A 24,442-nucleotide genomic window follows, 5' to 3' on the forward strand; every position below is an offset into this window, starting at 1 on the left:
GCGGGGGCGCGGGACCGGGGGCCATCCTCCAGTCCCGCGCCCTTCGCTCATGTGACAGAGACCTCAAGGCCGATTTTGCGAAAGATGACCGACACCGCCGTCCCATCCGCCGAGCCGCAAGGCCGGGCGACGCCGGCGCGCTGGCAGGACTACGTGGCGCTGCTCAAGCCGCGGGTGATGTCGCTGGTGGTGTTCACCGGCCTGACGGGCCTGATCTGCGCCGGCCGGCCGATGCACCCGGTGCTGGCGGCGGTGGCCATCCTGTGCATCGCGGTGGGGGCGGGGGCCTCGGCGTCCCTCAACATGTGGTACGACGCCGACATCGACGCGCGCATGCGCCGTACGCGCGGCCGTCCGGTGCCCGCCGGCCGCGTCCAGGGCGCCGACGCCCTGGCCCTGGGGATCACGCTCAGCATCCTGTCGGTCGGCACGATGATCCTGGCGATCAACCTGCTGGCCGCGGCCCTGCTGGCCTTCACCATCTTCTTCTACGCCGTGGTCTATACGATGTGGCTCAAGCGCTCGACGGCGCAGAACATCGTCATCGGCGGCCTCGCCGGGGCCCTGCCGCCGGTGATCGGCTGGGCCGCCGCCGCCGGGACCGCGCCGCTGAACGCCTGGCTGCTGTGCGCTATCATCTTCATGTGGACGCCGCCGCATTTCTGGGCGCTGTCGCTCTACACCAGCGAGGACTACGCCAAGGTCGGCGTGCCGATGATGCCGGTGGTCAAGGGCGCGCGCTCCACCCGCCTGCAGATCCTGATCTACAGCCTGCTGCTGATCCCGATCTGCGTCGCGCCGGCCTTCACCGGCCTGGGCGGGGCGCTCTACCTGGCGGTGGCTGGGCTTGGCGGCCTGCTGTTCCTGGTCCTGGCCTGGCGGCTGTTCCGCAGCCGGGCGGGGGAGGCGGCCGATCCGCGCAACCGCGAGGGCGCGCAGGGCGCGCTCTACGACGTCAAGGCGGCGGCCAAGGACGCCCGCAACCTGTTCGCCTTCTCCATCCTGTATCTCTTCGTGCTGTTCGCGGCCCTGCTCGTCGAGCACGTGTTCGGTTTAGGGAGCCTGCGCCCATGACCCACCCCGCGCCCGAGAGCGACGAGGCCGCCAAGGCCCGCGGTCGCCGCAACGTCGTGCTGGCCCTGGGCCTCGTCGCCTTCGTGGTGCTGGTCTTCGTGATCACCGTCGTCAGGCTCGGCGCCAATGCCGCCCACCAGCCCCTCTGATCGGCGTCCGCCCGTCGCGGGGCGGCGCAACCTCCGCATCGCCGTCGTCTGCGGCGTGGTGTTCTTCGGCATGATCGGCGCAGCCTACGCCGCCGTGCCGCTGTACCGGATGTTCTGCCAGGTCACCGGCTTCAACGGCGCCGTGCGCAAGGCAGAGGCCGCGCCGCAGCAGGTTCTGGACAAGACGGTCGAGATTCGATTCGACGCCAACGTCCGCAAGCTGCCCTGGAAGTTCGAGGCCGAGCAGACCAGCCAGGTCGTCAAGATCGGCGCCACCAACCTCGCCTTCTACCGGGTGACCAACACCGGGACCGCGCCGATGACCGCGCGCGCCGCCTACAACGTCGTGCCCGAGCAGGCCGGCGCCTACTTCCAGAAGCTCGAATGCTTCTGCTTCAAGGACCAGACGGTCCAGCCGGGCCAGACGGTCGAGTTTCCCGTCGTCTATTTCGTCGATCCCCGCTTCGCGTCGGACCGCGAAACCCGCGATGCGACCACGATCACGCTGTCCTACACCTTCTTCCCGGCCGCCGACGCGCCGCCGCAGGAAAGGGTGGCCCGATCCGACCCGCCCGGGGCTGCAAACGCCCTTGGCGGATCACGGAAGGCGGGGCTATAGGCTAACCACGAAACCTGTGCGGCCGACGTCTTGAGGGGGGCGGCTGCTGATTGACTGAGGGGCTTGAGGCCGACATGGCGCACGGAGCTGTCAAACACGACTACCACCTGGTCAACCCGAGCCCGTGGCCGCTGAGCGGCTCGTTCTTCGCTCTGGTGATGGCCATCGGCGGCGTGATCTGGATGAAGGGCCTGTTCGGCCTCGAAAAGCACAATCCGGCGGTGTTCCTGATCGGCCTGGCCGGCGTGCTCTACACCATGTTCGGCTGGTGGCGCGACGTGGTGAAGGAAGCCAACGAGGGCGACCACACCCCGGTCGTCTCGATCGGCCTGCGCTACGGCATGATCCTGTTCATCGCCTCGGAAGTGATGTTCTTCGTCGCCTGGTTCTGGGTGTTCTTCGAGATGGCGCTGTTCCACGGCGCCCGCACCGGCGGCCATGAAGCGCTGGAGGACGTCCGCACCGCCTGGGCCACCTGGCCGCCCAAGGGCGTCGAGACGGTGTCGCCCTGGCACCTGCCGCTGGTCAACACCCTGACCCTGCTGCTGTCGGGCACCACGGTCACCTGGGCCCACCACGCCCTGCAGACCGGCGACCGCAAGGGCGCCAAGACCGGCCTGATCCTCACGGTCGTGCTCGGCGTGCTGTTCACCGCCATCCAGGCCTACGAATACCACCACATCCTGACCGAGAAGCTGTTCTACTCGGAAGAGGCCGCCAACGCCGGCCTGTACGGCTCGGCCTTCTTCATGGCCACCGGCTTCCACGGCTTCCACGTCATCGTCGGCACCATCTTCCTGGCGGTCTGCCTGATCCGCCTGATGAACGGCGCCTTCACGCCCAAGCAGCACTTCGGCTTCGAGGCGGCCGCCTGGTACTGGCACTTCGTCGACGTGGTGTGGCTGTTCCTGTTCGCCTTCATCTACGTCATCTTCGGCCGGGGCTGATTTCGACATGGCAGGTGTGAACCCGGTCCTGGCCGGCCTCGCCTGCCGCTGCCCCAACTGCGGCGAAGGCCACCTGTTCGAGGGCTTCCTCAAGGTGGCCGATCGTTGCGAGGCCTGTGGCTACGACCTGCGCGCCGCCGACTCGGGAGACGGGCCGGCGGTGTTCATCATTCTGATCGTCGGCGTCATCGTCGGGTTCGGCGCGCTGATCACCGAGGTGGTCGCCCATCCGCCAGTATGGCTGCACCTTCTGGTGTGGCTGCCGTTGACGGCGGTGCTGGTGCTGGCCCTCCTGCGACCGTTCAAGGGCGTGATGCTGGCCATGCAGTTCCATCACAGGGCTTCGGAAGCCGGCCGCGATGACGTCTAGCGAGGCGGCCGCGGCCCGGCGCTTTCCCGTCGGCCTGACGGCGGCCGCGGTCTGCGCCCTGGCGGTGCTGGTCGGGCTGGGCGCCTGGCAGTTGCACCGCCTGCAATGGAAGGCCGCGCTGCTGGCCAGGATCGCCGCCCTGCAGGCCGCGCCGCCGGAGCCGCTGGGTCCGGTCCTGCGCCGGGCGCGCGATCATCTCGATCTCGATTTCGTCCGGGTCCAGGCCGACTGCCCCGACATCGAGCGCACGCCCTTCCTCAAGCTGTTCTCGGTGCGCGACGGCGAGGCCGGCTATCGCGTCATCACCGCCTGCCGGCTGCAGGGGGCCGACTTCGCCGCGATTCTCGTCGACCGGGGGTTCGTCGCCCAGGAGGTGGCCGGCCGGTTGACCACGGCCGACGCGCCCCGGCTGGCGGGACCGGTCGTCGGCGTGCTGCGGACCGGCGACAAGCGCAACTTCGTCACGCCCGACAATCCCCAGGGGGCCGGGGTCTGGTACTGGCGCGACGTCGCGGCCATGAGCAGGGCGCTGGGCGCGGGCGCCGCGCCGCCGGTGTTCCTGATGCTGGAGCGGCCCGCGCCAGCCGGTTTCGGCCCGACGCCGGCGCCGCTGCCGGCCGACATCCCCAATCGACATCTCGAATACGCCCTGACCTGGTTCGGCCTTGCCGGGGCGATGCTCGCCGTCTATGCGGCCATGCTCTGGCGTAGGTTCAGGACCTGATGCGTTACATCTCCACCCGATCCGGCTCGGCGGGGGCGCAGACCCCGGCCATCGGCTTCCTCGACGCGGTGCTGGCGGGGCTGGCCCCGGACGGCGGCCTCTATGTCCCCGAACAATGGCCGAGCTTCACCCGCGAGGAGATCGCCGCCTTCGCCGGGCGGCCCTACGCCGAGGTGGCCGCCGCCGTGATCGGCAAGTTCGCCGGCGACGCGCTGGACCGCGACGACGTCGCCCGCATGTGCGCCGAGGCCTATGCGACCTTCACCCATCCGGCCGTGACGCCGCTGCGCGAGCTGCATCCGAACCTCTGGCTGCTGGAGCTGTTCCACGGCCCGACCCTGGCGTTCAAGGACGTGGCGATGCAACTGCTCGCCCGGCTCTACGAGAAGGCCCTGGCGGCGCAGCGGCGGACCATGACCATCGTCTGCGCCACCTCCGGCGACACCGGCGGGGCGGCGGTCGAGGCCTTCCGCGGTCGCGCCAACGTGCGCATCGTCGCCCTGTTCCCGGACGGCCGCATCAGCGAGGTCCAGCGCCGGTTCATGACCACGGCCGCCGACGCCAACGTCCGCACCGTGGCCGTGCAGGGCTCGTTCGACGACTGCCAGGCCATGGTCAAGTCCATGTTCCTGGACGACCAGTTCCGCCGGGCGGTGGACCTGTCGGGGGTCAATTCGATCAACTGGGCCCGCATCGCCGCCCAGGCCGTCTATTACTTCACCGCCGGCGTCGCCCTGGGCGCGCCGCACCGGCCGGTCAGCTTCGCCGTGCCCACCGGCAATTTCGGCGACGCCTTCGCCGGCTATGTGGCGCACAAGATGGGCCTGCCGATCGAACGCATCGTCATCGCCACCAACGGCAACGACATCCTGGCCCGCGCCATCGAGGACGGTCGCTACGCCCGGGGCGTGGTGATGGCCACCCAAAGCCCGGCCATGGACATCCAGATCGCGTCGAACTTCGAGCGGCTCTATTTCGAGGCGGTCCGGCGCGACGGCGTCGAGACGGGCCGCGCCTTCCGCGCCTTCGCCGAGACCGGCTCCATCGAGATTCCCCCGGCGGCCCTGGCTTCGATGCGCGAACTGTTCCGGGGCGCGTCGGTCGACGAGCACGACACCGCGCGCACCATCCTGGCCACGTTCAACGAGACCGGCGAACTGATCGACCCGCACACCGCCGTCGGTCTGGCCGGGGCCCAGCGCTTCGCCCTGGCCAGCGGCGCGACGCCGCTGGTGGTGCTGTCCACCGCCCATCCGGCCAAGTTCCCCGAGGCGGTCGAGGCGGCGGCCGGCGTGGTTCCGCCCCTGCCGCGCGCCGGCGGCGGCCTGGCCGACAAGCCCGAACGGTTCGACCGGCTGCCCGCCGACGTCGATGCGGCGAAAGCCTACGTCCGGGCCTTTGTGGGGGCCTAGACCCTTGGCGCGACTTCACACCCTGGCCAACGGCGTGCGGATCGTCAGCGATCCGGTCGGCGGGCTGGAGACCTTGGCGTTGTCGGTGGTGATCGGCCGCGGCGCGCGCTGGGAGACGGCGGCGACCTCGGGCTGGTCGCACCTGCTGGAGCACATGGTGTTCAAGGGGGCGGGCGAGCGCTCGGCCCGCGACATCGTCGAGGCGATCGAGGCCGAGGGCGGCCAGATCAACGCCGCCACCGGCTATGAACGCACCAGCTTCCAGATCCGGGCGCTGAAGGGCGGCCTGCCGCTGGCCATGGCGGTCACCGCCGATCTGCTGCTGCGGCCGACCCTGGACGCCGGGGACCTGGAACGCGAGAAGGACGTCATCGCCCAGGAGATCGCCGAGGCGGCCGACACGCCCGACGACCTGGTGTTCGACATCGCCCAGACCGCCGCCTTTGGCGACACCTCGCTGGGCCGGCCGATCCTGGGCACGCGCAAGAGCATCGGCGTGGCCGCGCCGGACAGCCTGGCCGCTTTCCGCGCCGGCCTTTATGCGCCCGACCGGATCGTGGTCAGCGCCTCGGGCGCGGTGGACGAGGACGAGCTGCTGGCCCTGACCGAGCGCTGGTTCGGCGGGGCGGAGGCGGCGAGCGGGCCCCTGGCCGAACCCGAGGCGGCAGTCTTCGTCGGCGGCCGCGCGCCCAAGAGCCGCAGCCTGGAGCAGGCGCATCTGGTGCTGGCCCTGCCGGCGCCCGGCGCGCGCGACGACGCCTATTTCGCCCTGCGCCTGTTCGCCGAGGCGCTGGGCGGGGGGATGTCCTCGCGCCTGTTCCAGGAGGCGCGCGAGAAACGCGGCCTCGCCTACAACATCGACGCCTACGCCGACACCTACGCCGACGGCGGCGTGCTCGGCGTCTACGCCGGCGCCGAGGCCGCCAACGCCGCCGAGGCCGCCACGGTCGCGGCCCACGAGATCCGCGCCCTGGCGACCGGGATCGGCGAGGCCGAGCTGGCTCGGGCCAAGGCCCAGCTCAAGGCCCACCTGTTCATGGCGCGGGAATCGTCGCTGGCCCGGGCGGAGCAGGGCGCCGGCCAGACCTTGCTGTTCGACCGCCTGTTCGCCACCGCCGAGATCGCCGAGGCGATCGACGGCGTGACGCGGGCCGACATGGCCGCCCTGGGCGAGCGCCTGCTGGCGCCCGCGCTGTCGGCTGCGGCGGTGCTGGGGCCCAAGCGGGCCGGCGCGGCGGTCGAGGCCTTCGAGCGCGGCCTGTTCGGCTAGACGGGAAGGGCGGCGACGATGGCGGGACTCATCGCTAAGCTGACCGCATGAGCGCATCGTTCGATTTCGACGCCGTGGTGGTGGGGGCGGGCGCCGTGGGCCTGGCCAGCGGCTACGCCCTGGCGCGGCGCGGCCTGTCGGTGCTGGTGCTCGAAAAGGGCCCGACCATTGGCCAGGGTGTCTCGTCGCGCAATTCCGAGGTCGTCCACGCCGGCCTCTACTATTCGACCGGCTCGCTGAAGGCGCGGCTGTGCGTCGAGGGGCGGCGGCGGCTCTACGCCTTCCTCGACGACCACCATGTCGCCTACGACAAGTGCGGCAAGCTGGTGGTGGCCACCAACGACGATCAGGTCGCCGCGGTCGAGGCCATCGGCGAACAGGCGGCGGTCAACGGCGTCGAGAACATGCGGCGGCTGACCGGGGCCGAGGCGCGGGCGCTGGAGCCGCAGGTGCGGGCGGTCATGGCCCTGCTGTCGCCTGAGAGCGGCGTCTTCGACAGCCACGGCTACATGCTGGCCCTGCAGGGCGAGATCGAGGATCGCGGCGGCTCGGTCGTGGTGGGAACGCCGTTCCTGGGCGCGACGCCCCTGGCCGCCGGCGGCTTTTCGGTGCGGGCCGGCGGGGCGGAGGAGACCAGCCTGACTTGCCGCCTGCTGGTCACGGCCCCCGGCCTCCAGGCCCAGGAGGTCGCCGCGACCATCGAGGGCTTCCCCCCGGCCGACATCCCCGCCCGCCATCTAGGCAAGGGCGTGTACTTCGCCCTGCGCGGCAAGGCGCCGTTCTCTCGCCTGATCTACCCGCCGCCGATCGCCGGCGCGCTCGGCGTCCACTATCGCCGCGACCTGGGCGGCCAGGCCCGGTTCGGCCCCGACCTCGCCTATGTCGAGACCGAGGACTACACGGTCGATTCCGGCCGCGCCCAAGGCTTCTACGACTATGTCCGCCATTTCTGGCCGGGCCTGCCGGACGGGGCGCTTGTCCCCGACTACGCCGGCATTCGCCCCAAGCTGCACGGCCCCGGCGAGCCGCAGCTCGACTTCCGCATCGACGGCGTCGAGGCGCACGGCCTGCCGGGCCTGATCGCCCTGTTCGGGATCGAGAGCCCCGGCCTGACCAGTTCGCTGGCCCTCGGCGAGGAGGTCGCGCGCCGCCTGGCCGGGTGAGCGCGCCGCGTCAGGGCTTCGACTTGGCCTTCGGCTTGGCCATGTCCTCGATCATCGATTTGACGTCGGCGGCGGCCTTGTCCGAGGCGGCGTCGGCGTGGCTCGCGGCCTCGAGGAACTCAGCCTTCGACACCGGGCCGTAATTGCAGCCGACGAACAGCGTCTTGGCCTGCTCGCGCGGGGCCTTCGGCGCGAACAGGGCGAGGAGGGCGTCGTTGCTTAGCTCGAAGACGCCCATCATCGGCCCGTGGTCGTCGTCGACGAAACGGTAGTACTGCTCGCCGATCCTGATCGGCAGCCGCTCCATGGCCTGGGCCTTGACCACGGCCAGGGCTTCGTCGCGCGGCAGTTCGATCACCACCCAGTTGGTCAGGAAGCCGACGTGGTCGACCGGCCGGCCGAAGACGGTCAGCGGCGCCTCGACGCGGTATTCCATATAGCCCAGCGGCTGGCCGGGCCGGTCGGACGACTTCAGCCACTTGGGCTGCTGCGGGCTCCAGATGCTTTCGCCGATGGCGCGGTAGGCGTCGCCGTCCTTGCATTCGACGGCGCGGGCGAGGGCCTCGGGGCTGAGGTCGGCGGCGGCTTCGGCCTGGGCCGTGGTCGCGGCGGCGAGGGCGAGGACGGCGATCGCGCCGCGGGTCAGGGATCGGATAAGCACGGGAACTCCAGCGGACGGGAAATCAGGCCTTGGGCGCCAGGCGCAGGATGCGGCCCTTGGGGTTGTCGGTGAGGAGGTAGATCAGGCCGTCCGGCCCGACGCGGACATCGCGGATGCGCTCGCCCAGATCGACCAGCAGCCGCTCCTCGCCGACCACCCGGTCGCCGTTCAAGGTCAGGCGGGCGAGATGACGGCCCCGCAGCGAACCGACGAACAGGCTGCCCTTCCAGGCCGGGAACTTCTCGCCCTCGTAGAAGGCCATGCCGGACGGTGCGATCACCGGGTCCCAGTAGTAGGCCGGCTGTTCCATGCCGGGTTTTTGCGTGCCTTCGCCGATCGGGGCGCCGGAATAGTCGACGCCGTAGGTGATCACCGGCCAGCCATAGTTCTTGCCGCCCTGCGGGATGTTCAACTCGTCGCCGCCCTTGGCCCCGTGCTCGATCACCCACAGCCGGTCGGTCTTGGGGTTGATGGCCGCCGCTTCCGGGTTGCGATGGCCATAGGACCAGATCTCCGGCCGCGCTCCCGGCCTGTTGACGAACGGGTTGGCCGGCGGCACGCCGCCCTCCGGAGTGATGCGCACCACCTTGCCCAGGTCGTTGTCCAGGGTCTGGGCCTTGTCGCGGGTCTTGAAGCGGTCGCCGATGGTGACGAACAGGTTGCCGTCCGGCGCGAACACCAGGCGCGAGCCGACGTTCTTGTCGTCCTCGACGCCGGGCTCGGCCCGGAAGATCACCTTCACCGCCTCCAGTCGCGGCTTGCCGCCGGCCTGGATCAGCTTGCCGCGAGCGACGGCTATCCCCGAGCCCTTGGGGCGCGGTTCAAGATAGGTGAAATAGATCAGGTGGTTGCGGTCGAAAGCTGGATCGAGCGCCAGGTCCAGAAGGCCGCCTTGTTCCTTGGCCTCGACGGCGGGCAGGCCCTCGACCGGCGGCGACAGCGCGCCGCCCTTCTCGACGAGCCGCAGGCGGCCCGGCCGTTCGGTGACCAGCAGCCGGCCGTCCGACAGGAAGGCCAGGCCCCAGGGATTCTCGAGGCCCGAGGCGACGGTCTGGACCTCGAAGGCCGTCTTGGTGGTGCGTAGCGGGGCGCGGGTCTGGCCGGGAAAGGCCGGCGACTGGCCCTTGCCGTTCGGAGGCTGGGTCTCGACCGGTCCGCCGGGCGGCGGCGCGGTCTTGGCCGAGGAAGAGTCGTGCTGGCCGCAGGCGGCCAAGGCCAGAGACAGCGCGAATACCGCAACGGCGCGCATGTGAAATCCTTCCGACTCCCCGACATCGATCCCGGCGAGTCTCACACGGTTCCCGCGATCTCCGCCAGGGCTTCCTCGGGAGAAGCGCCGCCGATGTGGATCGAATGCCACAGGGCGAAGAACAGCAACGGCCAGCGCCGCGCCGGGCTCCGGTCGTCGATGAAGGCGGCCCTGACCGCGTCGCGGTCGCACAGGGCGGCGATCCCGGCGTTGTCGGCGACGCGGGAGGCCATGTCGGCCGCGCGCGGGGCGATCCAGGCCGCGACGGGCACGGTGAAGCCCTTCTTGCGGGCCCAGGGTTCGGCGGCCGGGCAGGCCCGCTCAAGCCAGCGGCGCAACAGGTGCTTGCCGAAGCGGCCGCGCACCTTGAAGCGGTCGGGCAGGTCGAAGGCGAAGGCCGCCACCTCCGGGTCGAGGAACGGCGTGCGCCCCTCCAGGCCGTGGGCCATAAGGCAACGGTCGAGCTTGAGCAGCAGGTCGTTGGGCAGCCATGTGGCGACGTCGGCCGCCTGGGCCGCCTGCAGGCGGGTGCGGCCCGGAAGCGCGGCTTCCGCCGCCGCCCGCCGCCAGCGGGCCAGGGCGCCGGCGCCGCCGTCCTTGAGGAAACCTGCGTCGACCTGGGGCTCGGCCGCCCGGCCGCCCAGCCAGGCCGGCCGCAGGGCCCGGCGGTAGCGGCCATAGCCGGCGAACAGCTCGTCGCCGCCCTCGCCGCTGAGCACCACGGTCAAGGTTCCCTTGGCGGCCTCGGCCAGCTTGAAGGTCGGCAGCGTGGCGTAGTCGCAGGTCGGGTCGTCGAACGCCCAGGCCACCTGGGGCAGAATGCGCCAGAAGTCCTGTTCGTCGAAGGTGGTCTCGCGCCAGTCCAGGCCCAGCGCCGTCGCCACCCGTTCGGCCTGGGCCCGCTCGTCGCGCGCGCCCGGAGCGTCGAAACCGCAGGTATAGGCCGTCACCGGCCGTTCGTTGAGGCGGGCCATCACCGTGGCGATGGTGGCGCTGTCCACGCCGCCGGACAGGAACAGGCCGTAGGGCACGTCCGAACGCTGGTGAACCATGACGCTGTCCTCGAGCACGGCGTCGAGGGCGGCCAGGGCCTCGGCCTCGTCGTCGGCGCGCGGCCGGCCCGGGGGCGGCAGGGCCGGGCGGGCCGGGCGGGGCGCGATCCGGCCGTCGACGACCTCGACGATCTCGCCCGGCGTCAACCGGCGGACACCCTCGAAGATGGTCGCGCCGTCGCCCAGCGCATAGTTGAGGCTGAGCACCTCCTCGGCCCGCTCGGCCGCCGTCGCGCGCCGGCCGTAGCCGGCGGCGAGCAGGGCGCGCGGCTCGGAGGCGAAGGCCAGGCCGGCGCCCGCCTCGGCGTAGTACAGCGGCTTGATGCCGAACGGATCGCGCACCAGCCAGGTGCGGCCGTCGTGGCCGACCAGGCAGAAGGCGTACATGCCGCGAAGCCGCTGGAACGCCTTTTCCCCTTCCAGGGCGTAGAGATGCAGCAGCGGCTCGAAGTCCGAGCCGGTGGCCAGGCGGTCCTTGAGGCCGAAGGTCTCGGCCAGCTCCAGATAGTTGTAGATCTCGCCGTTGCCGATGATCGTCGAGCCGGCCGCGTGCAGGGGCTGCCAGCCGCCCTCCAGGTCGATGACCGACAGGCGGGCGTGGCCGATCGACCAGTCCGGGCCGGCCTCGACCCTGACGCCGTCGGGGCCGCGATGGGTCAGGGTCTCGATCAGCGGCCGGGCGGAGGCCGATCCGTGCAGGACGCCGGCGATGCCGCACATCAGAGGGCTCCGTATCGGTTGAACAGGTCGCACCATTCGGCGACCACGGCGGCTTCGGAGAACTCGCCCTCTACGCGGTCGAAGCCCTTCTGGATCAGGCGGATGCGCAGCATGGGATCGTCGAGCAGCCGCCGCGTCGCGGCCGCCAGGGCGTCGGGGGCGTCGACCGGGACCAGGAGGCCGTCGTCCTCGTCCCGGATCAGGGCCGACGGCCCCTGCGACGCGGCGGCGACCACCGGCAGGCCGTGCGCCCAGCACTGGATCACCACATTGCCCAGCGGCTCGTAGCGCGAGGGGAACAGGCAGACGTCGGCGGCGGCGTAGAGGCGCGAGGCGTCCTCGCGCCAGCCGAGGAAGCGGACGCGGCCTTCGACCCCCAGCGTCCTGGCCAGCGCCTTCAGCTCGCCTTCCAGCGGCCCGGCCCCGGCGATCCACAGATAGGCCTCGGGCAACTGGGCCAGGGCGCGCAGGCTGACGTCGTGGGCCTTGACCGCGTGCAGCCGGCCCATGGCCAGCAGTAGCGGCGCGTTCTCGGGCGTGTCGGCCTCGGCGCGGAGCAGGGGCTCGACGTCCTCGGCCGGCGCGGCGAAGTTCGGGATGTAGCGCACCCGGTCGGCGGGCCAGCCCTGGGCCTCGATCCAGGCGACGATGTCGCGGGTGTTGCCCACCAGCATGTCGAAGCCGCGATAGTATTTGAGGTCGTAATAGCCGCCGAGCCGGCCGATCCTGGCCCAGGGGCCGCGGGGCGCCTTGCCGCCGGCGCGATTCATCCAGGCGACCAGGGCCTTGGCGCGGCGTTCGCGGGCGTAGGCGGCGATGCGCGGGGTCGTCAGCAGGTCGAGCGGGCCGCCGAACCGGAACGGCCGCACAGGAACGCCGGCCGTCTCCAGCGCGCGCAGGCGGCCCTCATGCCGGCGCACGGCGCAGGCCTGATCCACGCCCCCGCGCGCCAAGGCGCCCACCAGGCTCGTAAAATAGGTTTCGGCCCCGCCGTCGGCGGGCGAGCCCAGAAGATGAAGCACGCTCATTGCGCCGGAACCTAGCCTGCTTTCCCCGCGAGGGGGAGCGCCCGCCGTCGCGGACCGGTCAGGGTTCCGAACCTACGGAAGGCGATCGGTGACGAAGTTGGCGATGGCGGTCGCCGCCGGCGGGTCGGCGGCTTAGGGGCGGAGCAGCGCGCCCTTGATCGGCCGGCCGGTGGCCGGATCGAAGAGGAAGCGCCGGCCCTCGGCGGTTTCGAGCACATAGCGGCCGGCGGCGTCGAAGCCGTAGGCGTTGGCCCACAGGCGGTTCGATTCCGTGCGCGGCAGGGCCTCCGGCCGGGCGATCACCTGATCGAGCCTGACCGTCGCCGGGGCGCGGTCGGCATGGTGGAAGGTCAGCACGACGGCGCTGGGGCCGGCCCGCGCGTCGAGAAGGTTGCTCCCCGGATAGAGCTCGACCAGGGTGCGGCCGTCGTCGCTGACCTGGACGTTGACCGGAAGGACGCCCGCCCGCCAGAGCGTCGCCCGGCCGCCGCGCGGCAGGCGCCGCCAGACCACGGTCGAGCGCGACGCCGGCTCCCGCGTGGCGCACACCTCGCCGCTCAGCGAACACACGGTTGCGGCCGGCGCGGCCGGCGGGGCGTCCGCCCAGGCGGGCGCCGAGGCCATGGCGCAGGCCAGGGCCGCGAGCGCGCCGCCGCCGGGCCTCAAGCGCTGAACTCGAGCTTGGGGACCAGGGCGTTGAGGGCGTCGACCAGCAGGTGAAGGTGCCGCGCGCGCACCTCGCGCCCGATGTTCACCAGGCTGGCGCTGTCCGCCAGGAACGGACTGCCGGTGTTGTATTCGTCCGGATTGTCCATGGTGTGCGCGAACTCGTGCGGCGGCGTGACGAAATGCGGGTTCCACGCCCCCGCCTGGTTGCCCGCCGATCGGAACCGCAGGTCGGCGGTGTTCAGCTCGATCCTCTGCTGCGACGGCATGACGAACGAGCGATGGAGCGTCGGCCCGGCGCCGGGCGGCATCTTCCACACCGTCACCGCCCAGTCGCCCTTGTGCAGCGTCCAGCGCACGTCGAAATTGACCGGCGCGCGCACGCCGAAACGGGGCGGGGGGCCGGTTCTCGATCGCACGTTCAGCGCCAGGCGGTTGCTCCAGATCGCCCAGACCGAGCGGTCGATCAGCGAATGCGCCGTCCGCTTCTCGCGATAGGTCCAGGCCTTGGCCGCGCCGGGCCACAGCTTCCAGCTATAGAGCCAGTCCTCCCGCACGAAGATGCGGCCGGTGTCGCTGTCGAAGTCGATAGTGCCCCAGGTCTGCTTGCTGACGAGATGCGGCATGGCGGTTCCCGAAGCTGAGCGACATGAACAAAAGCGGCGGCGCGCGGGAGAGCCGGCCTCTCAGGGCCGGTCGGCCGTCGCCCGGGCAACCTCCGATAGGCGACAATCATGGCGCTCGCCGGGCGAGTCAATGGCGGTCGCCGCCGCCTGGTCGCAAGGGGGAAGAAGGCCGCGCCGCCAGGTCTTCATGAAGACCGCGCCTGGACGGTGATGTCCGGCGCGGTGGTAGCTGGGGGCGGGATCGAACCGCCGACCTGTGGGTTATGAATCCACCGCTCTAACCATCTGAGCTACCCAGCCCCAACAGCAGCGTTTGGGAGCGCCGGGTTATAGGGGGTGATTCCCGTCGCTTCAAGCCGCTTGCGGATTGAATCCGCGTGTCTTTGGTTCAGCCCTTTCCCGCGCCGCGCCAGTCGGCGCCCGAGGCTGCGAACAGCCGGACGAGGTCGGCCAGCCTCTGGCCCTGCAGGCGCATGCGCGCGGCCTGGGCCTGGTTGAGCTGACGCTGGGCGTCGAGGACGTCGATCATCGTGCCGCCGCCCTTGTCGAAGGCAATCTTGGCCAGCCGCAGCGACTCCGCCGCCTGGGCCTCGGCGCGGGTCTGGGCGGCGATGGCCTCGCCGTCGTCGGCCAGGGCCTGCAGGGCGTCGCCCACCTGGACGAAGGCGGTCAGCACCGTCTGACGATAGCGCGCGTCGGCGGCCCGGGCCGCCTCGACCGCCTGCCGCCGCCGGGCCTGGAGCTCGCCGCCGTGGAAGATCGGCGCGGTCAGGCCGGCGCCCAGGTTCCAGGCGCTGGAATCGTAGGAGAAGATGTCGCCGGGCGAGATGGCGCCCTGGGTGAGCGACGCCGTCAGCTTGATGTCGGGATAGAGGTCGGCCGTGGCCGCGCCGACGTCGGCGGTGGCGGCGTGCAGTTCGGCCTCGGCCGCCAGGATGTCGGGACGCTTGCGCACCAGCTGCGAGGGCAGGCTGACGGGGACGGCGGCGTCCAGGTCGAACTCGGCGAGGTCGAACTCGGGGGCGGTCCAGTCGGCGGGCGCGCGGCCGACCAGCAGCGCCAGGGCGTGGCGGGCCGCGCCCAGCTGGCTGCGCAGGCCGGGCAGCTGGGTGCGGTCGGATTCCAGCTGGGTCTGCGCGGCGACCTTGGCCGTGCTGGCGGCCCCGCCCAGGGCGTTGGCCCGCCGCGCCAGTTCGAGGTTCTGCTCGTCGGCGGCGACCATCCGCTCGACGGCGGCGATCTGGGCGCGCAGGGCGGCGATGGTCGCCGCCTGCAAGGCGACATTGCCGGTGAGGGTCAGATAGGCCGCGTCGGCGCGGCGGGCCTGGGCCTCGGCCTGGGCGGCGGCGCTTTCGACCCGGCGGCGACGGCCGCCGAACAGGTCGAGGTCGTAGCCGACGCTTCCCCCGAGCGAATAGAGGCTGAAGGTCGGGTTGCTGAGCGCCACGCCGCCGAAGCCGCCGGAGAAGCCGAAGGCCTGGAGGTTGGCGCGCTCGCGGTTGGCGCCGGCCGTGAGGTCGACCTGGGGAGCGAGGCCGCCGCGCGCCGCCGCCAGGGCCGCCTGGGCCTGGCCGAGCGTGGCGTCGGCCTCGGCCAGGGTCGGGCTGTCGCTCAGGGCCTGACGCACCGTGCGGTCGAGAGCGGGCGAGCCGAGCGCGGTCCACCAGGGGCCGGCCGCCGCCGCGCCGTCGAGGCGCGCCTGGGCGGGGGCGGCGTCGCCGGCCATGGCGTAGCCGGCGGTCTTGGGAGGCTGCGGCGCGGCGAAGTCGGGCCCGACGGCGGCGCAGGCCCCCAGGAGGCCGGTCGCGGCGAGCGCCAGGGCGAGGCGGGAGGCGTTAGTCGACGGCGACATGGAGATCCTCTCCCCCGGTCTTCTTCTTCGGGGTTCGCATAAGGAGGAGCAGGGGCGCGCACAGCACGGTGATCACCAGCATCAGCCGGAAGTCGTCGACATAGGACAGCATCGACGCCTGGCGGGTGATCATGCCGTTCAGCGCGGCGAGGCCGGCCTGGGTGTCGAAGCCCAGGGGCGCGCCCAGATAGGCCTGATAGAGCGGGTTGTCGGGACGGGCGTGCTCGACCATGGCCGAGTGGTGGATCTCCACCCCGTCGACGAAGCGGGCCTGCATGATCGAGATGCCGGCGCTCGACCCGATGTTGCGGATGAGGGTGAACAGGCCCGCGCCCTGGGTGCGGTATTCCGGCTTGACCGTGGCGAAGGCGATGGTGCTCAGCGGCACGAAGATCAGGCCGGTGCCGATCCCCGACAGGAAGCCCGACATGATGATCAGCCGGGTGTCCATGCCCAGGCTGAACTGGCTCATCTGCCAGGTCGCCACGGCGCTGGCGGTCAGGCCGACCAGCAGGATCAGCTTGGTGTTGACCCTGCCGATCAGCTGTCCGACCAGGAACATGGCGATGAACGACCCCACGCCGCGGGGCATGGTGACGATGCCGGTGAAGGCGACGGGATAGCCGAGCAGGGTCTGCATCATCGGCGGCAGCAGAGCCAGGGTGCTGAACAGCAGGATGCCGATGAAGAACCCGAAGATCGAACAGGTCAGGAAGTTGGGGTCGGCCAGCAGGCCGCGCTCGACGAAGGGGCGCGCCGCCGTCGCGGTCTGCACGCAAAGGACCCAGAGGGAGATCACGCAGACGATGAGGTAGGTCCAGACCTCGGGCGAGGCGAACCAGTCCTGGCTCGGGCCGCGGTCGAGCAGCATCTGGAAGGCGCCGATGGCCAGGGCCAGGCTGGCGAAGCCGAGGAAGTCGAAACGCTTCTGGTCGGCCGCCCGCTTCTCGGACAGGAAGAACATCACGCCGGCGAAGGCCAGGACGCCGATCGGCAGGTTGATGAAGAACACCCAGCGCCAGTTGAGGTTGTCGGTCAGCCAGCCGCCGAGGGCCGGGCCGAGTATGGGGCCCAGCACCGCGCCGGCGCCCCAGACGGCCATGGCCTGGCCGTGCTTCTCGGGCGGGTTGATGTCGAGCAGGACGGCCTGGGACAACGGGATCAGCGCCGCGCCGAACACGCCCTGCAACAGGCGGAACAGCACGATCTCGACCAGGCTGTTGGCGACGCCGCACAGCACCGAGGCGGCGGTGAAGCCGGCGATCGAGATCAGGAACACCATCTTGCGGCCGATCTTGTCGGCCAGGAAACCGGTCAGCGGCGTCATGATCGCCGCCGAGACGATATACGAGGTCAGCACCCAGGTGATCTGCTCGGCCGAGGCCGAGACGCTGCCCTGGATGTGGGGCAGGGCGACGTTGGCGATGGTGGTGTCGAGCGAGTTCATCACCGTCGCCAGCATGATGGAGACGGTGATCGCCGCCCGGTTCGACCCGTCGCCGGTGGCCCTGCGCGCCGCCGCGATCATCGGCCGGCGGCCTTGTCGGTCTTCGCGCCCTGCGGCGGGCGGGTGTCGACCTTGACCTTGGCGCTGAGGCCGGCGCTGAGGCCGGGGGCGGCCTCGTCGAGCGCCAGGCGCACGGGCAGGCGCTGCACCACCTTGACCCAGTTGCCGGTGGCGTTCTCGGGCGGCAGCAGGGCGAAGCTCGACCCGGTGCCGGGGCTGAAGCTGGCGATGTGGGCGTTCAAGGCGTGGTCGTAGGCGTCGATGGTGATGCGCGCCGACTGGCCGACCCGCATCTTGGCCAGCTGGTTCTCCTTGAAATTGGCCTCGATCCAGGGCTGGCCGGACACCAGCCAGAACAGGGTCTGGGAGGCGGCCACGCGGTTGCCGACCTGAAGCTGCTCGACCTTGGTCACCACGCCGTCGACCGGGGCGACCACCACGGCGTAGCCGAGGTTGAGGCGGGCGCGGTCGAGATCGGCCCTGGCCTGCAGCACGCGCGGGTGCTGGTCGGCGGGGGCGCCGGCCCGGCCGCCGAGGTCGGCCAGGGCGGTGGTCGCCTGCTGCTGGGCGACGGCGAGTTGGCGGCGGGCCTGCTCGGCGGCGTGGGCGGCCTGGTCGGCCTGGGCGCGGGAGCTGACGCCGGCGGCGGCGAGGTCCTGCTGACGGCGGGCCTCGCGCGCCGTATAGCCGACGGTTTCCTGGGCGGCGGCGATGTCGGCCTGCCGCTGGGCGTAGACCGACTGCAGGCCCTGGGCCTGGTAGCGGGCCGCGGCGAGGGCCGCCTCAGCCTGCTCGACCGCGACCTGATAGTCGGCGGGGTCGAGCTTGAACAGCACCTGTCCCTTGCGGACCGCCTGGTTCTCCTTGACCTCGATCTCGACCACCCGGCCGGGGATGCTGGCGCTGACGCCGGCGCGGGCCGACTGGACATAGGCGTCGTCGGTGGTCTGGTAGCGGCCGCCGGTCAGGATCACGAACGCCACGACGCCCAGGATGATCAGCGGGACGCCGATCATCAGCGGCCAGCGCAGCCGGGCGCCCAGCGTGCGGCGGCCGGGACGGCGCGCGCCTTCGGCCTCGGCGTCGCCGATGGCCTGATATCCTTCTGCGTCGCTCACGCGCCGTGCTCCACGTTCCGCGCGATCGGGCGGGGCGGGCTCGGCGATCGCAGCCAGGTTTCGGACATTAGAGAATCGATCGCGTCGCCATGCGACGGCGCGGTGACGACGGAGATAGGCCTCGCACTTTCATGAGCCAAATGATATTCCGTCACAGCCATCATGAACGACCCTCATTTTCGCAATCTTGACCTCAATCTCCTGCGCGTGTTCGAGGCGCTGCTGGTCGAAGGCAGCGCCACGCGCGCCGGCGCGCGGCTGGGGTTGAGCCAGTCGGCGATCAGCCACTCCCTCGGCCGGCTGCGCCGGTCGCTGGACGACGACCTGTTCGTGCGAGGGCCGGCCGGGCTGCAGCCGACCTCGCGGGCGCTGGACCTGGCGCCGGCCGTGCAGAAGGCGCTGAAGCTCCTGGAGGCGGCGGTGTCGGCTCCCCGGTTCGATCCGGCCGTCACCGAGCGCCGGTTCGACGTCTGCGCCACGGCCTATATCTGCGCGGTGTTGATGCCCCGGCTGGTCCGGCGGTTCTTCGAGGCCGCGCCCAGGGCCAAGCTGCGCATACACGGACAGGACGCCGCCTTCGCCGACGACCTCAGCCGCGGCCGGGTCGACGCGGTGGTCGGCGGCTTCGAGCAGGTGCCGGATGGGATGACCTACACCCACCTGTTCGAGGAGACCGGCGTCTGGGCGGTCCGCGCCGGCCATCCCGCCATCGCCGACGGCGCCGCGCTCGCCAAGCTGGCGGGCCTGCATCAGGTCATGGTGCGGCACTCGGACGAGATGGAGCCGGAGCGGCGGGGGCAGCGGCCGAACCTCGGCCTCAAGCGGCTGTCGACCTGGAGCGAAGACTATATCTTCGACGGCCATACGCGGGCGGACGCCATCTCGCTGTCGGTGCCGGATTCCTTCTCGACCCTGGCCATCGTCAGCCAGACCGATATGGTCGCCCTGCTGCCGCGCCGGTTGGCCGAGAGCGCGTCGGCCAAGCGCAAGCTGGCGCTGATCGATCCGCCGAATCCGCCGCCGCCGGCCAAGGTCGGGGTTGTCACCCGCGCCAGCGAGAGCGACCACGGGCCGGTGGCGTGGCTGGTCGGGCTGATGCAGGCCGCCGCCGCCGAGCTCTAGCGGCCTGGGGCGATCACGCGGCCGCGACCGTGTCGGCCGCCGCGTCCGTCGGCAGCAGTTCGGTCATGGCCGCGAGCAACCGCTCGGGCTTGATCGGCTTTTCCACCACCGCGTTCATGCCGGCCGCCAGGTAGATCGCGGCGTCGTCGGGATCGGCGTTGGCGGTGAGGGCGATGATCGGGGTGCCGCCGACCGCTCCCCCCAGGCTGCGGATGGCGCGGGTGGCCTCGACGCCGTCCATGCGCGGCATCTGATGTCCATCAGGATCAGGTCGAAGCGTCCGGTGCGGGCGGCCTCCAGGGCCTCCACGCCGTCTTCGGCGCACTCCGACGTGCAGTCGAACATCTCGCACAGCGCCTCGGCGACCATGCGGTTGGTGGCGTTGTCGTCGACGACCAGCACGTGGGCGCTGCGGCCGCCGTCGCCGATATGGGGCGCTGGCTCTGCGCCGGCGGCGGCGGGCGCGGCCTCTTCGGCCATCAGGTCGAAGGTGATGGTCGCGCCGGCGCCGGTGTTGCTCTCGGCGCGGATCGAGCCCTGCATGGCGTCAATGATGCGGCGGCACAGCGGCAGGGCCAGGCCCGCGCCGCCGGGTTCGGTGGGAATCTCGAAGATGCGGGCCAGCCGCTCGGGGGAATAGCCGGCCCCGGTGTCGCGGACGCGGCCTTCGATCAGCACGCCGCCGTCGACACGGCGGGCGTAGAGCGCGGCCTCGACGGCCCCGTGGCGGGTCAGGCGGACGGCCTGTTCGATCAGCAGGCCGAACACCTGCCGCAGGCGCTCGGCGTCGATGCGCGCCGTCAGGTCGTCGCCGTCGTAGGAGACCAGCAGGTTGACGCTGTCGCCGCCGCGGCCGCGCCAGGCGGCCTGGACGTCGTCCATCAGCTCGCGCAGGGGCGTCGGACGCGGGGTCATGTCCAGCCGGCCGGCCACGCCGCGCGACAGGTCGACCGCGTCGGCCAGGACGCCGAGCAGGCTCTTGCTGGAATCGACGAGGGTGTTGGCGTAGGTGCGCGCGTCGGCGGACAGGGGCTGGCGTTGCAGCAGTTCGGCCATGGCCAGCACCCCGTTGAGAGCGGTGCGGATCTCGTGGCTGATGACGTCGAGGAACTGGTCGCGGCTGGGCGGCGCGACGCGCTGTTCCTCGCCGGCGGCCCGCAGCAGGGCGGCGAGCGGGCAGACGCCGAAATAGCGGCCCTGCGAGACGACGACGACGCCGGCCACGCCGGGGGTGTCGACCAGCCGGGCCCGTACGACGGCGGGCTCTTCGGCGATGTCGGCCAGGAACGGCTCGGGGTCCATCACGGCGGCGACGGTCAGGCCGGCGAGGCGGTCGTGCGGCAGGCTGCGCGCGCTGGAGCGCGGAAACAGGCCGACCGGTCGGTCATGATCGACCACGGCGACGAAATCCAGCGCCGGCTCTTGAACGAAGCGAGCGATCAGTTCAGCCGCCGACCCATGCAGGTCCGCCGGGGCCACACGTTCGGCGAGGGCTAGAAAGCTGTTCATCATACACGACGCGCCGCTGTTTCAGGCGAGCACATTAGCGCCTCACGCTTGCGGAGTAGTTAAGTCGATAAGTTCATTCTCGATGTCGGTCAGAAAAGCGGCGGGGCTTTCGCCCCGCCTTCAGGATTTCAGCGTTCTGCGAGCGGTTAGAAAGTCTTGGTCACCGCGACGCCGTAGGTGCGCGGATCGGTATAGAAGGCGTTGCGGAACAGGCCGGACGAGTCGTCGGTCAGATAGGTGTCGGTGATCACCGTCTCGTTGGTCAGGTTCTTGCCGTACAGCTCGAACGTCCAGCCGTTGCCAGGATTGGCGATGGTCAGGGTGGCGTTGAGGTTGGTCCAGCTGTCCAGCCGGTCGGCCGCAGTATTGTAGATCCGGGCGTACGACTTGTCCTGCCAGTAGAAGTCGCTGCGCAGGACCATGTTCCAGCCCTGGGGCAGGTCCCAGGTGTACTGGCCGCCGATCGAGGTGGTCCAGTGCGGCGAGTTGGGCAGTTCGTTGCCCTTCAGGTTCATCTCGACGCCGTCCGAAACCAGGCCGCCGAAGGCGTTGGTGCCCACCGCCACTGCGCCGGGCGCCAGCAGCGTTCCGGCCCCGGCCGCGCTGACCGGGGTGCAGGCCCCCAGCAGGTTGAAGGGGTTGGTGGCGTTGGCGATGCCCAGGGCCGTCTGGGCGGCGGTCATGGTGACCACGCAGTTGGAGGCCTCGCTCGACTTCATCACCACCAGGTTGGGGTTGCCGCCCGTGCGGTTGAAGGTGTCGACCGAGGCGCCGTTGCTGATCTCGGTGTGCAGATAGCCGATGTTGGCGTTCAGGCGTAGGTTGCGGATCGGCGACCACACGGTTTCAAACTCCACACCGTAGATCTTGGCGTCGATGTTCTCGTTGACCGAGGTGCGGTTGACGATCTTGGAGACCTGATAGCCGTTGTAGTCGTAGTAGAAGCCCGTGAGGTTCAGCAGCAGCGAGCCGTTCATCAGGGTGTTCTTGGTGCCGAGCTCGTAGGCGTTGACGAACTCCGGCGCGAACGAGGCTGGCGGACAGCCGACGCCGAGGCTGCAGGCCGGGTTCAGGCCGCCGGCCTTGTAGCCGCGCGAGAAGAACGCATAGATGAGCGTGTCGTTGGTGAAGCTCAGATGCGGCTTCCAGTCGAAGCCGAAGCGGCCGGTGGTCTCGCGGAAGCGGACCTGGTTGATCGGCAGCTGACCGGCGGGCGGGCCGGCCGAGCCGCTGCCGGGCAGGCCGAGGGCCACCGCCAGGTTCTGCTGCAGTTTGTTGTCGTCGGTGTAGCGCAGGCCGATGGTCCATTTGAAGTCCGGCGTCATCTGATAATAGACCTCGCCGAAGGCCGCGCGGGACTTCAGGTGATAGGCGCCGGTGTTGTCGTAATAGTTATGCCCCTGGCCGGTCGGCGTCTGGTTGGGGTCGATATAGATGCAGTTGGCGTTGCCGGCGGGGCAGGGATAGGGCACCGCTCCGCCTGTCGCCGCCGAAGTCAGGTAGTTTTTCAGAGAATAGTACGCGCCCGCGGTGTTGAACATCACGAAGTAGTCTTGCGGGTTGGACTTGAAGTCCAGATAGATGCCGCCGATGTTGAAATTGATCGGCCCGTCGAAATTGGACTGAAGGCGAAGCTCCTGGGTCCATTGCTTGGACTTGGCCGACGAGATGTCCGAGGTGCGGAAGAGGTTCGAGGCGCCGTTCTGCGGGTCGTTGACCACGCCTCCAGGGAACAGGCTGCCGTACAGCGCCGCATAGCCCGGAACCGCCGCGAAGGCGTTGACCGGATTGGGCGTGGTGTTGAACGGCGTGTTGGGGATGTAGCGGGTGTAGTCCTGCCGGGTGAACAGGTCGTAGCTGGTGTACGAGGTCAGCGACGTGAACTTGAGCTGATCGGTCAGGTCCCAATCGATGTTGAATTCGACGATGTCGGTGTTGGTCCGGTAGATCGGATCGAACGACGACTGGATGTTGCGGATGTTGGGGTCCTGCATCTGGCCGGCGAAGGCGTCGCCGGTCTGCAGCCCGGTCAGGGCGGCGTAGAGGCCGCCGAGCGTCGCCTGCGAATTGATGGTGCCCAGCACGCCGGGCGAATTCACTGGCGTCGCCTGACAGCCTTGGCTGAAGAAGCCGCGCTCCACCTGCGCCACCAGCGGATTGGCCGAATAGGGCGCGCCGCCGACATTGGCGGGGCCTGGGTCCTTGGTGCAGAGCTGCTTGCCGATCCGCGAGCGGTTATCGTCCTCGTGGAAGGTGTCGTACATCAAGGTGGCGCGGAAACTGTCGGTCGGCGCGAACTTCAAGGTGGCGCGCCAGGCGTAGAGGTCGCGGTCGTCGGCGTCGTTGCCGGTGGCGATGTTCTTGCCGAAGCCGTCGCGCTTCAGATAGGTGCCGGCCACCCGCAGGTCGAGCTTGTCGCCATAGATCGGCACGTTGATCATGCCGCGGACCTTGATGGAATTGTAGTTGCCGTACTCGGCGCGGAGGTTGGCGCCGAAGTCGTCCGTCGGCTTGGCGGTGATGACGTTGACCACGCCGCCGGTGGCGTTGCGGCCGTAGAGCGTGCCCTGCGGTCCGCGCAGCACTTCCACCCGCTCGACGTCATAGAAATCGGATTCGAACAGGTTGTTCGAGGTCAGGGGCGCGTTGTTCAGGTGCACGCCCACGCCGGAATCGCCCGACGCCGCCACCAGCTTGGCCCCGACGCCGCGAATCTGGAAGTTGTAGCCGGTGAAGTTGCCCTTGGAGAAGTTGACGTTGGGGATCGAGGTGACGAGGTTGGGGCCGCCGTCGATCTTCTGCTTCTGCAGCATGTCCTGCGAGAAGGCCGAGACGGCGATCGGCACGTCCTGCAGCGCCTCCTCCTTCTTCTGGGCGGTGACGACCAGTTCCTCGATGACGGTGCCGCCGGCCTTGGCGGGCGGCGGGGTCTGCTGAGCGAGCGCCGGTGATCCGATGGCGATGAGAGCCCCCGCCGAAACGCCCATGGCGAGCAGGCTCCGCAAACGCAGAGATTGCGACATCTTATTCCTCCCGTGACGCCGCGAACCTTATGGCTGGTTCTGCGAACGTCCTGTTTCCTCGGCGCCGCGCAATTATTTGCCACGTCGGGTGCACGGCTTACCCTCGCGGCGTACGAGGATTGCATACGCGCGTTTGAAAGCTGTCAACTGGCGAGGAGGAACATAAACGGCGATAAGTTATGCGATGTCACCGGCTCGCCGCACATCGTTCTGCGAAAGACACACTTCCTTGCAGCCATTGGAGAAATTCGGGGTGCGACGCTTGGCTGTCGACGGTCAACGCCAGGATGCAGGGGACGTCGTAGGGGTGGCGTGCGACGATCAGTCCGCGCAACGCGCCCTCGGCGGCCCGAGTCGTTTTCAAGGTCATCGGCGTTTCGACCGCCTCCTCGACCGCGTCCTTCCAGCGATAGATCGAGCGGACCGGCGGGAAGAGGTTGGCGCAGGCGCACAGGCCCTGCTCCAGGGCTTCGCGCGCCAGGGCCTCGGCGGTTTCGGCGTCGGGCCAGGTCGTGTAGAGGAAGACCGCGTCCTGCATGATCTAGGCGTCCTGATCTAGGCGTGCCGTTGCGCCCGGCGGC

General features: G+C 70.4%; 22 protein-coding genes and 1 tRNA gene. 10 read left to right on the forward strand and 13 right to left on the reverse strand.

The window, feature by feature from the left end; translation table 11 throughout:
- Window positions 1-84 precede the first annotated feature (84 nt).
- The 9 genes from cyoE to C5708_RS12575 all read left to right on the forward strand — a co-directional run bounded on the left by cyoE (window position 85) and on the right by C5708_RS12575 (window position 7,728).
- Window positions 85-1,074 carry a heme o synthase gene (gene cyoE / locus C5708_RS12535; RefSeq protein WP_242921594.1) on the forward strand — a complete coding sequence of 330 codons (990 nt, stop codon included), beginning with the start codon at window positions 85-87 and terminating at the stop codon, window positions 1,072-1,074.
- On the forward strand, window positions 1,071-1,223 hold the full coding sequence (locus C5708_RS12540) for a hypothetical protein (RefSeq protein ID WP_242921596.1): 153 nt from the start codon (window positions 1,071-1,073) through the stop codon (window positions 1,221-1,223). The genes cyoE and C5708_RS12540 overlap by 4 nt, the downstream gene beginning before the upstream one ends.
- A complete protein-coding gene (locus tag C5708_RS12545) occupies window positions 1,201-1,842 on the forward strand; it encodes a cytochrome c oxidase assembly protein (protein ID WP_242921597.1) in 642 nt (213 codons plus the stop codon). The genes C5708_RS12540 and C5708_RS12545 overlap by 23 nt, the downstream gene beginning before the upstream one ends.
- A 74-nt stretch (window positions 1,843-1,916) precedes the next feature.
- Window positions 1,917-2,789 (forward strand): cytochrome c oxidase subunit 3, encoded by an 873-nt coding sequence (locus tag C5708_RS12550; protein WP_242921600.1) that lies wholly within the window; start codon window positions 1,917-1,919, stop codon window positions 2,787-2,789.
- Between the two features lie 7 nt (window positions 2,790-2,796).
- Entirely contained in the window at window positions 2,797-3,159 is a 363-nt protein-coding gene (locus tag C5708_RS12555; protein ID WP_242921602.1) for a DUF983 domain-containing protein, read from the forward strand.
- A complete protein-coding gene (locus C5708_RS12560) occupies window positions 3,149-3,883 on the forward strand; it encodes an SURF1 family protein (RefSeq protein WP_242921604.1) in 735 nt (244 codons plus the stop codon). The genes C5708_RS12555 and C5708_RS12560 overlap by 11 nt, the downstream gene beginning before the upstream one ends.
- The gene (gene thrC / locus C5708_RS12565; protein WP_242921606.1) at window positions 3,883-5,295 is read left to right on the forward strand and encodes a threonine synthase; all 1,413 of its coding nucleotides are present in this window, start codon (window positions 3,883-3,885) and stop codon (window positions 5,293-5,295) included. Before C5708_RS12560 ends, thrC begins: the two co-directional genes overlap by 1 nt.
- A gap of 4 nt (window positions 5,296-5,299) precedes the next feature.
- Window positions 5,300-6,565 carry a pitrilysin family protein gene (locus tag C5708_RS12570; protein WP_242921607.1) on the forward strand — a complete coding sequence of 422 codons (1,266 nt, stop codon included), beginning with the start codon at window positions 5,300-5,302 and terminating at the stop codon, window positions 6,563-6,565.
- Between the two features lie 47 nt (window positions 6,566-6,612).
- Window positions 6,613-7,728, forward strand: coding sequence for an NAD(P)/FAD-dependent oxidoreductase (locus tag C5708_RS12575; protein ID WP_242921609.1), 1,116 nt, complete (start codon window positions 6,613-6,615; stop codon window positions 7,726-7,728).
- Window positions 7,729-7,738: 10 nt separating this feature from the next.
- Here C5708_RS12575 and C5708_RS12580 read toward each other — a convergent pair whose 3' ends face one another.
- The 10 genes from C5708_RS12580 to C5708_RS12625 form a co-directional block, all read right to left on the reverse strand.
- Window positions 7,739-8,389, reverse strand: coding sequence for a hypothetical protein (locus tag C5708_RS12580; RefSeq protein ID WP_242921611.1), 651 nt, complete (start codon window positions 8,387-8,389; stop codon window positions 7,739-7,741).
- Window positions 8,390-8,411: 22 nt separating this feature from the next.
- Window positions 8,412-9,638 (reverse strand): PQQ-dependent sugar dehydrogenase, encoded by a 1,227-nt coding sequence (locus C5708_RS12585; RefSeq protein WP_242921613.1) that lies wholly within the window; start codon window positions 9,636-9,638, stop codon window positions 8,412-8,414.
- Between the two features lie 41 nt (window positions 9,639-9,679).
- The gene (gene asnB, locus C5708_RS12590; RefSeq protein ID WP_242921615.1) at window positions 9,680-11,410 is read right to left on the reverse strand and encodes an asparagine synthase (glutamine-hydrolyzing); all 1,731 of its coding nucleotides are present in this window, start codon (window positions 11,408-11,410) and stop codon (window positions 9,680-9,682) included.
- A complete protein-coding gene (locus C5708_RS12595) occupies window positions 11,410-12,438 on the reverse strand; it encodes a glycosyltransferase (RefSeq protein WP_242921617.1) in 1,029 nt (342 codons plus the stop codon). Before C5708_RS12595 ends, asnB begins: the two co-directional genes overlap by 1 nt.
- Before the next feature lie 132 nt (window positions 12,439-12,570).
- Window positions 12,571-13,104 carry a hypothetical protein gene (locus C5708_RS12600; RefSeq protein ID WP_242921619.1) on the reverse strand — a complete coding sequence of 178 codons (534 nt, stop codon included), beginning with the start codon at window positions 13,102-13,104 and terminating at the stop codon, window positions 12,571-12,573.
- On the reverse strand, window positions 13,101-13,730 hold the full coding sequence (locus C5708_RS12605; protein WP_242921621.1) for a hypothetical protein: 630 nt from the start codon (window positions 13,728-13,730) through the stop codon (window positions 13,101-13,103). The genes C5708_RS12600 and C5708_RS12605 overlap by 4 nt, the downstream gene beginning before the upstream one ends.
- 223 nt (window positions 13,731-13,953) lie before the next feature.
- Window positions 13,954-14,030: transfer RNA gene (locus C5708_RS12610), tRNA-Met, on the reverse strand.
- An 88-nt stretch (window positions 14,031-14,118) separates the two neighbouring features.
- On the reverse strand, window positions 14,119-15,582 hold the full coding sequence (locus tag C5708_RS12615; RefSeq protein ID WP_242921623.1) for an efflux transporter outer membrane subunit: 1,464 nt from the start codon (window positions 15,580-15,582) through the stop codon (window positions 14,119-14,121).
- Complete coding sequence (locus C5708_RS12620) at window positions 15,566-17,110, reverse strand: DHA2 family efflux MFS transporter permease subunit (RefSeq protein WP_242921625.1); 1,545 nt, start codon at window positions 17,108-17,110, stop codon at window positions 15,566-15,568. Before C5708_RS12620 ends, C5708_RS12615 begins: the two co-directional genes overlap by 17 nt.
- The gene (locus C5708_RS12625; protein WP_242921627.1) at window positions 17,107-18,207 is read right to left on the reverse strand and encodes an HlyD family secretion protein; all 1,101 of its coding nucleotides are present in this window, start codon (window positions 18,205-18,207) and stop codon (window positions 17,107-17,109) included. Before C5708_RS12625 ends, C5708_RS12620 begins: the two co-directional genes overlap by 4 nt.
- Window positions 18,208-18,369: 162 nt before the next feature.
- Here C5708_RS12625 and C5708_RS12630 point away from each other — a divergent pair, with 162 nt between their 5' ends.
- Window positions 18,370-19,329, forward strand: a complete 960-nt coding sequence (locus C5708_RS12630) for a LysR family transcriptional regulator (RefSeq protein WP_242921629.1) — start codon at window positions 18,370-18,372, stop codon at window positions 19,327-19,329.
- A 114-nt stretch (window positions 19,330-19,443) separates the two neighbouring features.
- On the opposite strand, the gene C5708_RS12635 is transcribed toward C5708_RS12630, so the two are convergent.
- The 3 genes from C5708_RS12635 to cutA all read right to left on the reverse strand — a co-directional run bounded on the left by C5708_RS12635 (window position 19,444) and on the right by cutA (window position 24,399).
- Window positions 19,444-20,838, reverse strand: a complete 1,395-nt coding sequence (locus tag C5708_RS12635) for an ATP-binding protein (protein ID WP_242921631.1) — start codon at window positions 20,836-20,838, stop codon at window positions 19,444-19,446.
- A gap of 146 nt (window positions 20,839-20,984) precedes the next feature.
- Window positions 20,985-23,861 carry a TonB-dependent receptor gene (locus C5708_RS12640; RefSeq protein ID WP_242921633.1) on the reverse strand — a complete coding sequence of 959 codons (2,877 nt, stop codon included), beginning with the start codon at window positions 23,859-23,861 and terminating at the stop codon, window positions 20,985-20,987.
- A gap of 187 nt (window positions 23,862-24,048) precedes the next feature.
- Window positions 24,049-24,399, reverse strand: coding sequence for a divalent-cation tolerance protein CutA (gene cutA, locus C5708_RS12645; protein ID WP_242921635.1), 351 nt, complete (start codon window positions 24,397-24,399; stop codon window positions 24,049-24,051).
- Window positions 24,400-24,442: the final 43 nt, after the last annotated feature.

The organism is Caulobacter sp. CCUG 60055 (genome assembly GCF_022750545.1).
In the GTDB taxonomy this organism is placed as follows: Bacteria; Pseudomonadota; Alphaproteobacteria; order Caulobacterales; family Caulobacteraceae; genus PUIC01.

Coding starts and splice junctions, on each gene's coding strand:
- cyoE (WP_242921594.1), top strand. CDS start 85: ATGACCGACACCGCCGTCCCATCCGCCGAGCCGCAAGGCCGGGCGACG.
- C5708_RS12540 (WP_242921596.1), top strand. CDS start 1,071: ATGACCCACCCCGCGCCCGAGAGCGACGAGGCCGCCAAGGCCCGCGGT.
- C5708_RS12545 (WP_242921597.1), top strand. CDS start 1,201: ATGCCGCCCACCAGCCCCTCTGATCGGCGTCCGCCCGTCGCGGGGCGG.
- C5708_RS12550 (WP_242921600.1), top strand. CDS start 1,917: ATGGCGCACGGAGCTGTCAAACACGACTACCACCTGGTCAACCCGAGC.
- C5708_RS12555 (WP_242921602.1), top strand. CDS start 2,797: ATGGCAGGTGTGAACCCGGTCCTGGCCGGCCTCGCCTGCCGCTGCCCC.
- C5708_RS12560 (WP_242921604.1), top strand. CDS start 3,149: ATGACGTCTAGCGAGGCGGCCGCGGCCCGGCGCTTTCCCGTCGGCCTG.
- thrC (WP_242921606.1), top strand. CDS start 3,883: ATGCGTTACATCTCCACCCGATCCGGCTCGGCGGGGGCGCAGACCCCG.
- C5708_RS12575 (WP_242921609.1), top strand. CDS start 6,613: ATGAGCGCATCGTTCGATTTCGACGCCGTGGTGGTGGGGGCGGGCGCC.
- C5708_RS12585 (WP_242921613.1), bottom strand. CDS start 9,638: ATGCGCGCCGTTGCGGTATTCGCGCTGTCTCTGGCCTTGGCCGCCTGC.
- asnB (WP_242921615.1), bottom strand. CDS start 11,410: ATGTGCGGCATCGCCGGCGTCCTGCACGGATCGGCCTCCGCCCGGCCG.
- C5708_RS12595 (WP_242921617.1), bottom strand. CDS start 12,438: ATGAGCGTGCTTCATCTTCTGGGCTCGCCCGCCGACGGCGGGGCCGAA.
- C5708_RS12605 (WP_242921621.1), bottom strand. CDS start 13,730: ATGCCGCATCTCGTCAGCAAGCAGACCTGGGGCACTATCGACTTCGAC.
- C5708_RS12615 (WP_242921623.1), bottom strand. CDS start 15,582: ATGTCGCCGTCGACTAACGCCTCCCGCCTCGCCCTGGCGCTCGCCGCG.
- C5708_RS12620 (WP_242921625.1), bottom strand. CDS start 17,110: ATGATCGCGGCGGCGCGCAGGGCCACCGGCGACGGGTCGAACCGGGCG.
- C5708_RS12630 (WP_242921629.1), top strand. CDS start 18,370: ATGAACGACCCTCATTTTCGCAATCTTGACCTCAATCTCCTGCGCGTG.
- C5708_RS12635 (WP_242921631.1), bottom strand. CDS start 20,838: ATGAACAGCTTTCTAGCCCTCGCCGAACGTGTGGCCCCGGCGGACCTG.
- C5708_RS12640 (WP_242921633.1), bottom strand. CDS start 23,861: ATGTCGCAATCTCTGCGTTTGCGGAGCCTGCTCGCCATGGGCGTTTCG.
- cutA (WP_242921635.1), bottom strand. CDS start 24,399: ATGCAGGACGCGGTCTTCCTCTACACGACCTGGCCCGACGCCGAAACC.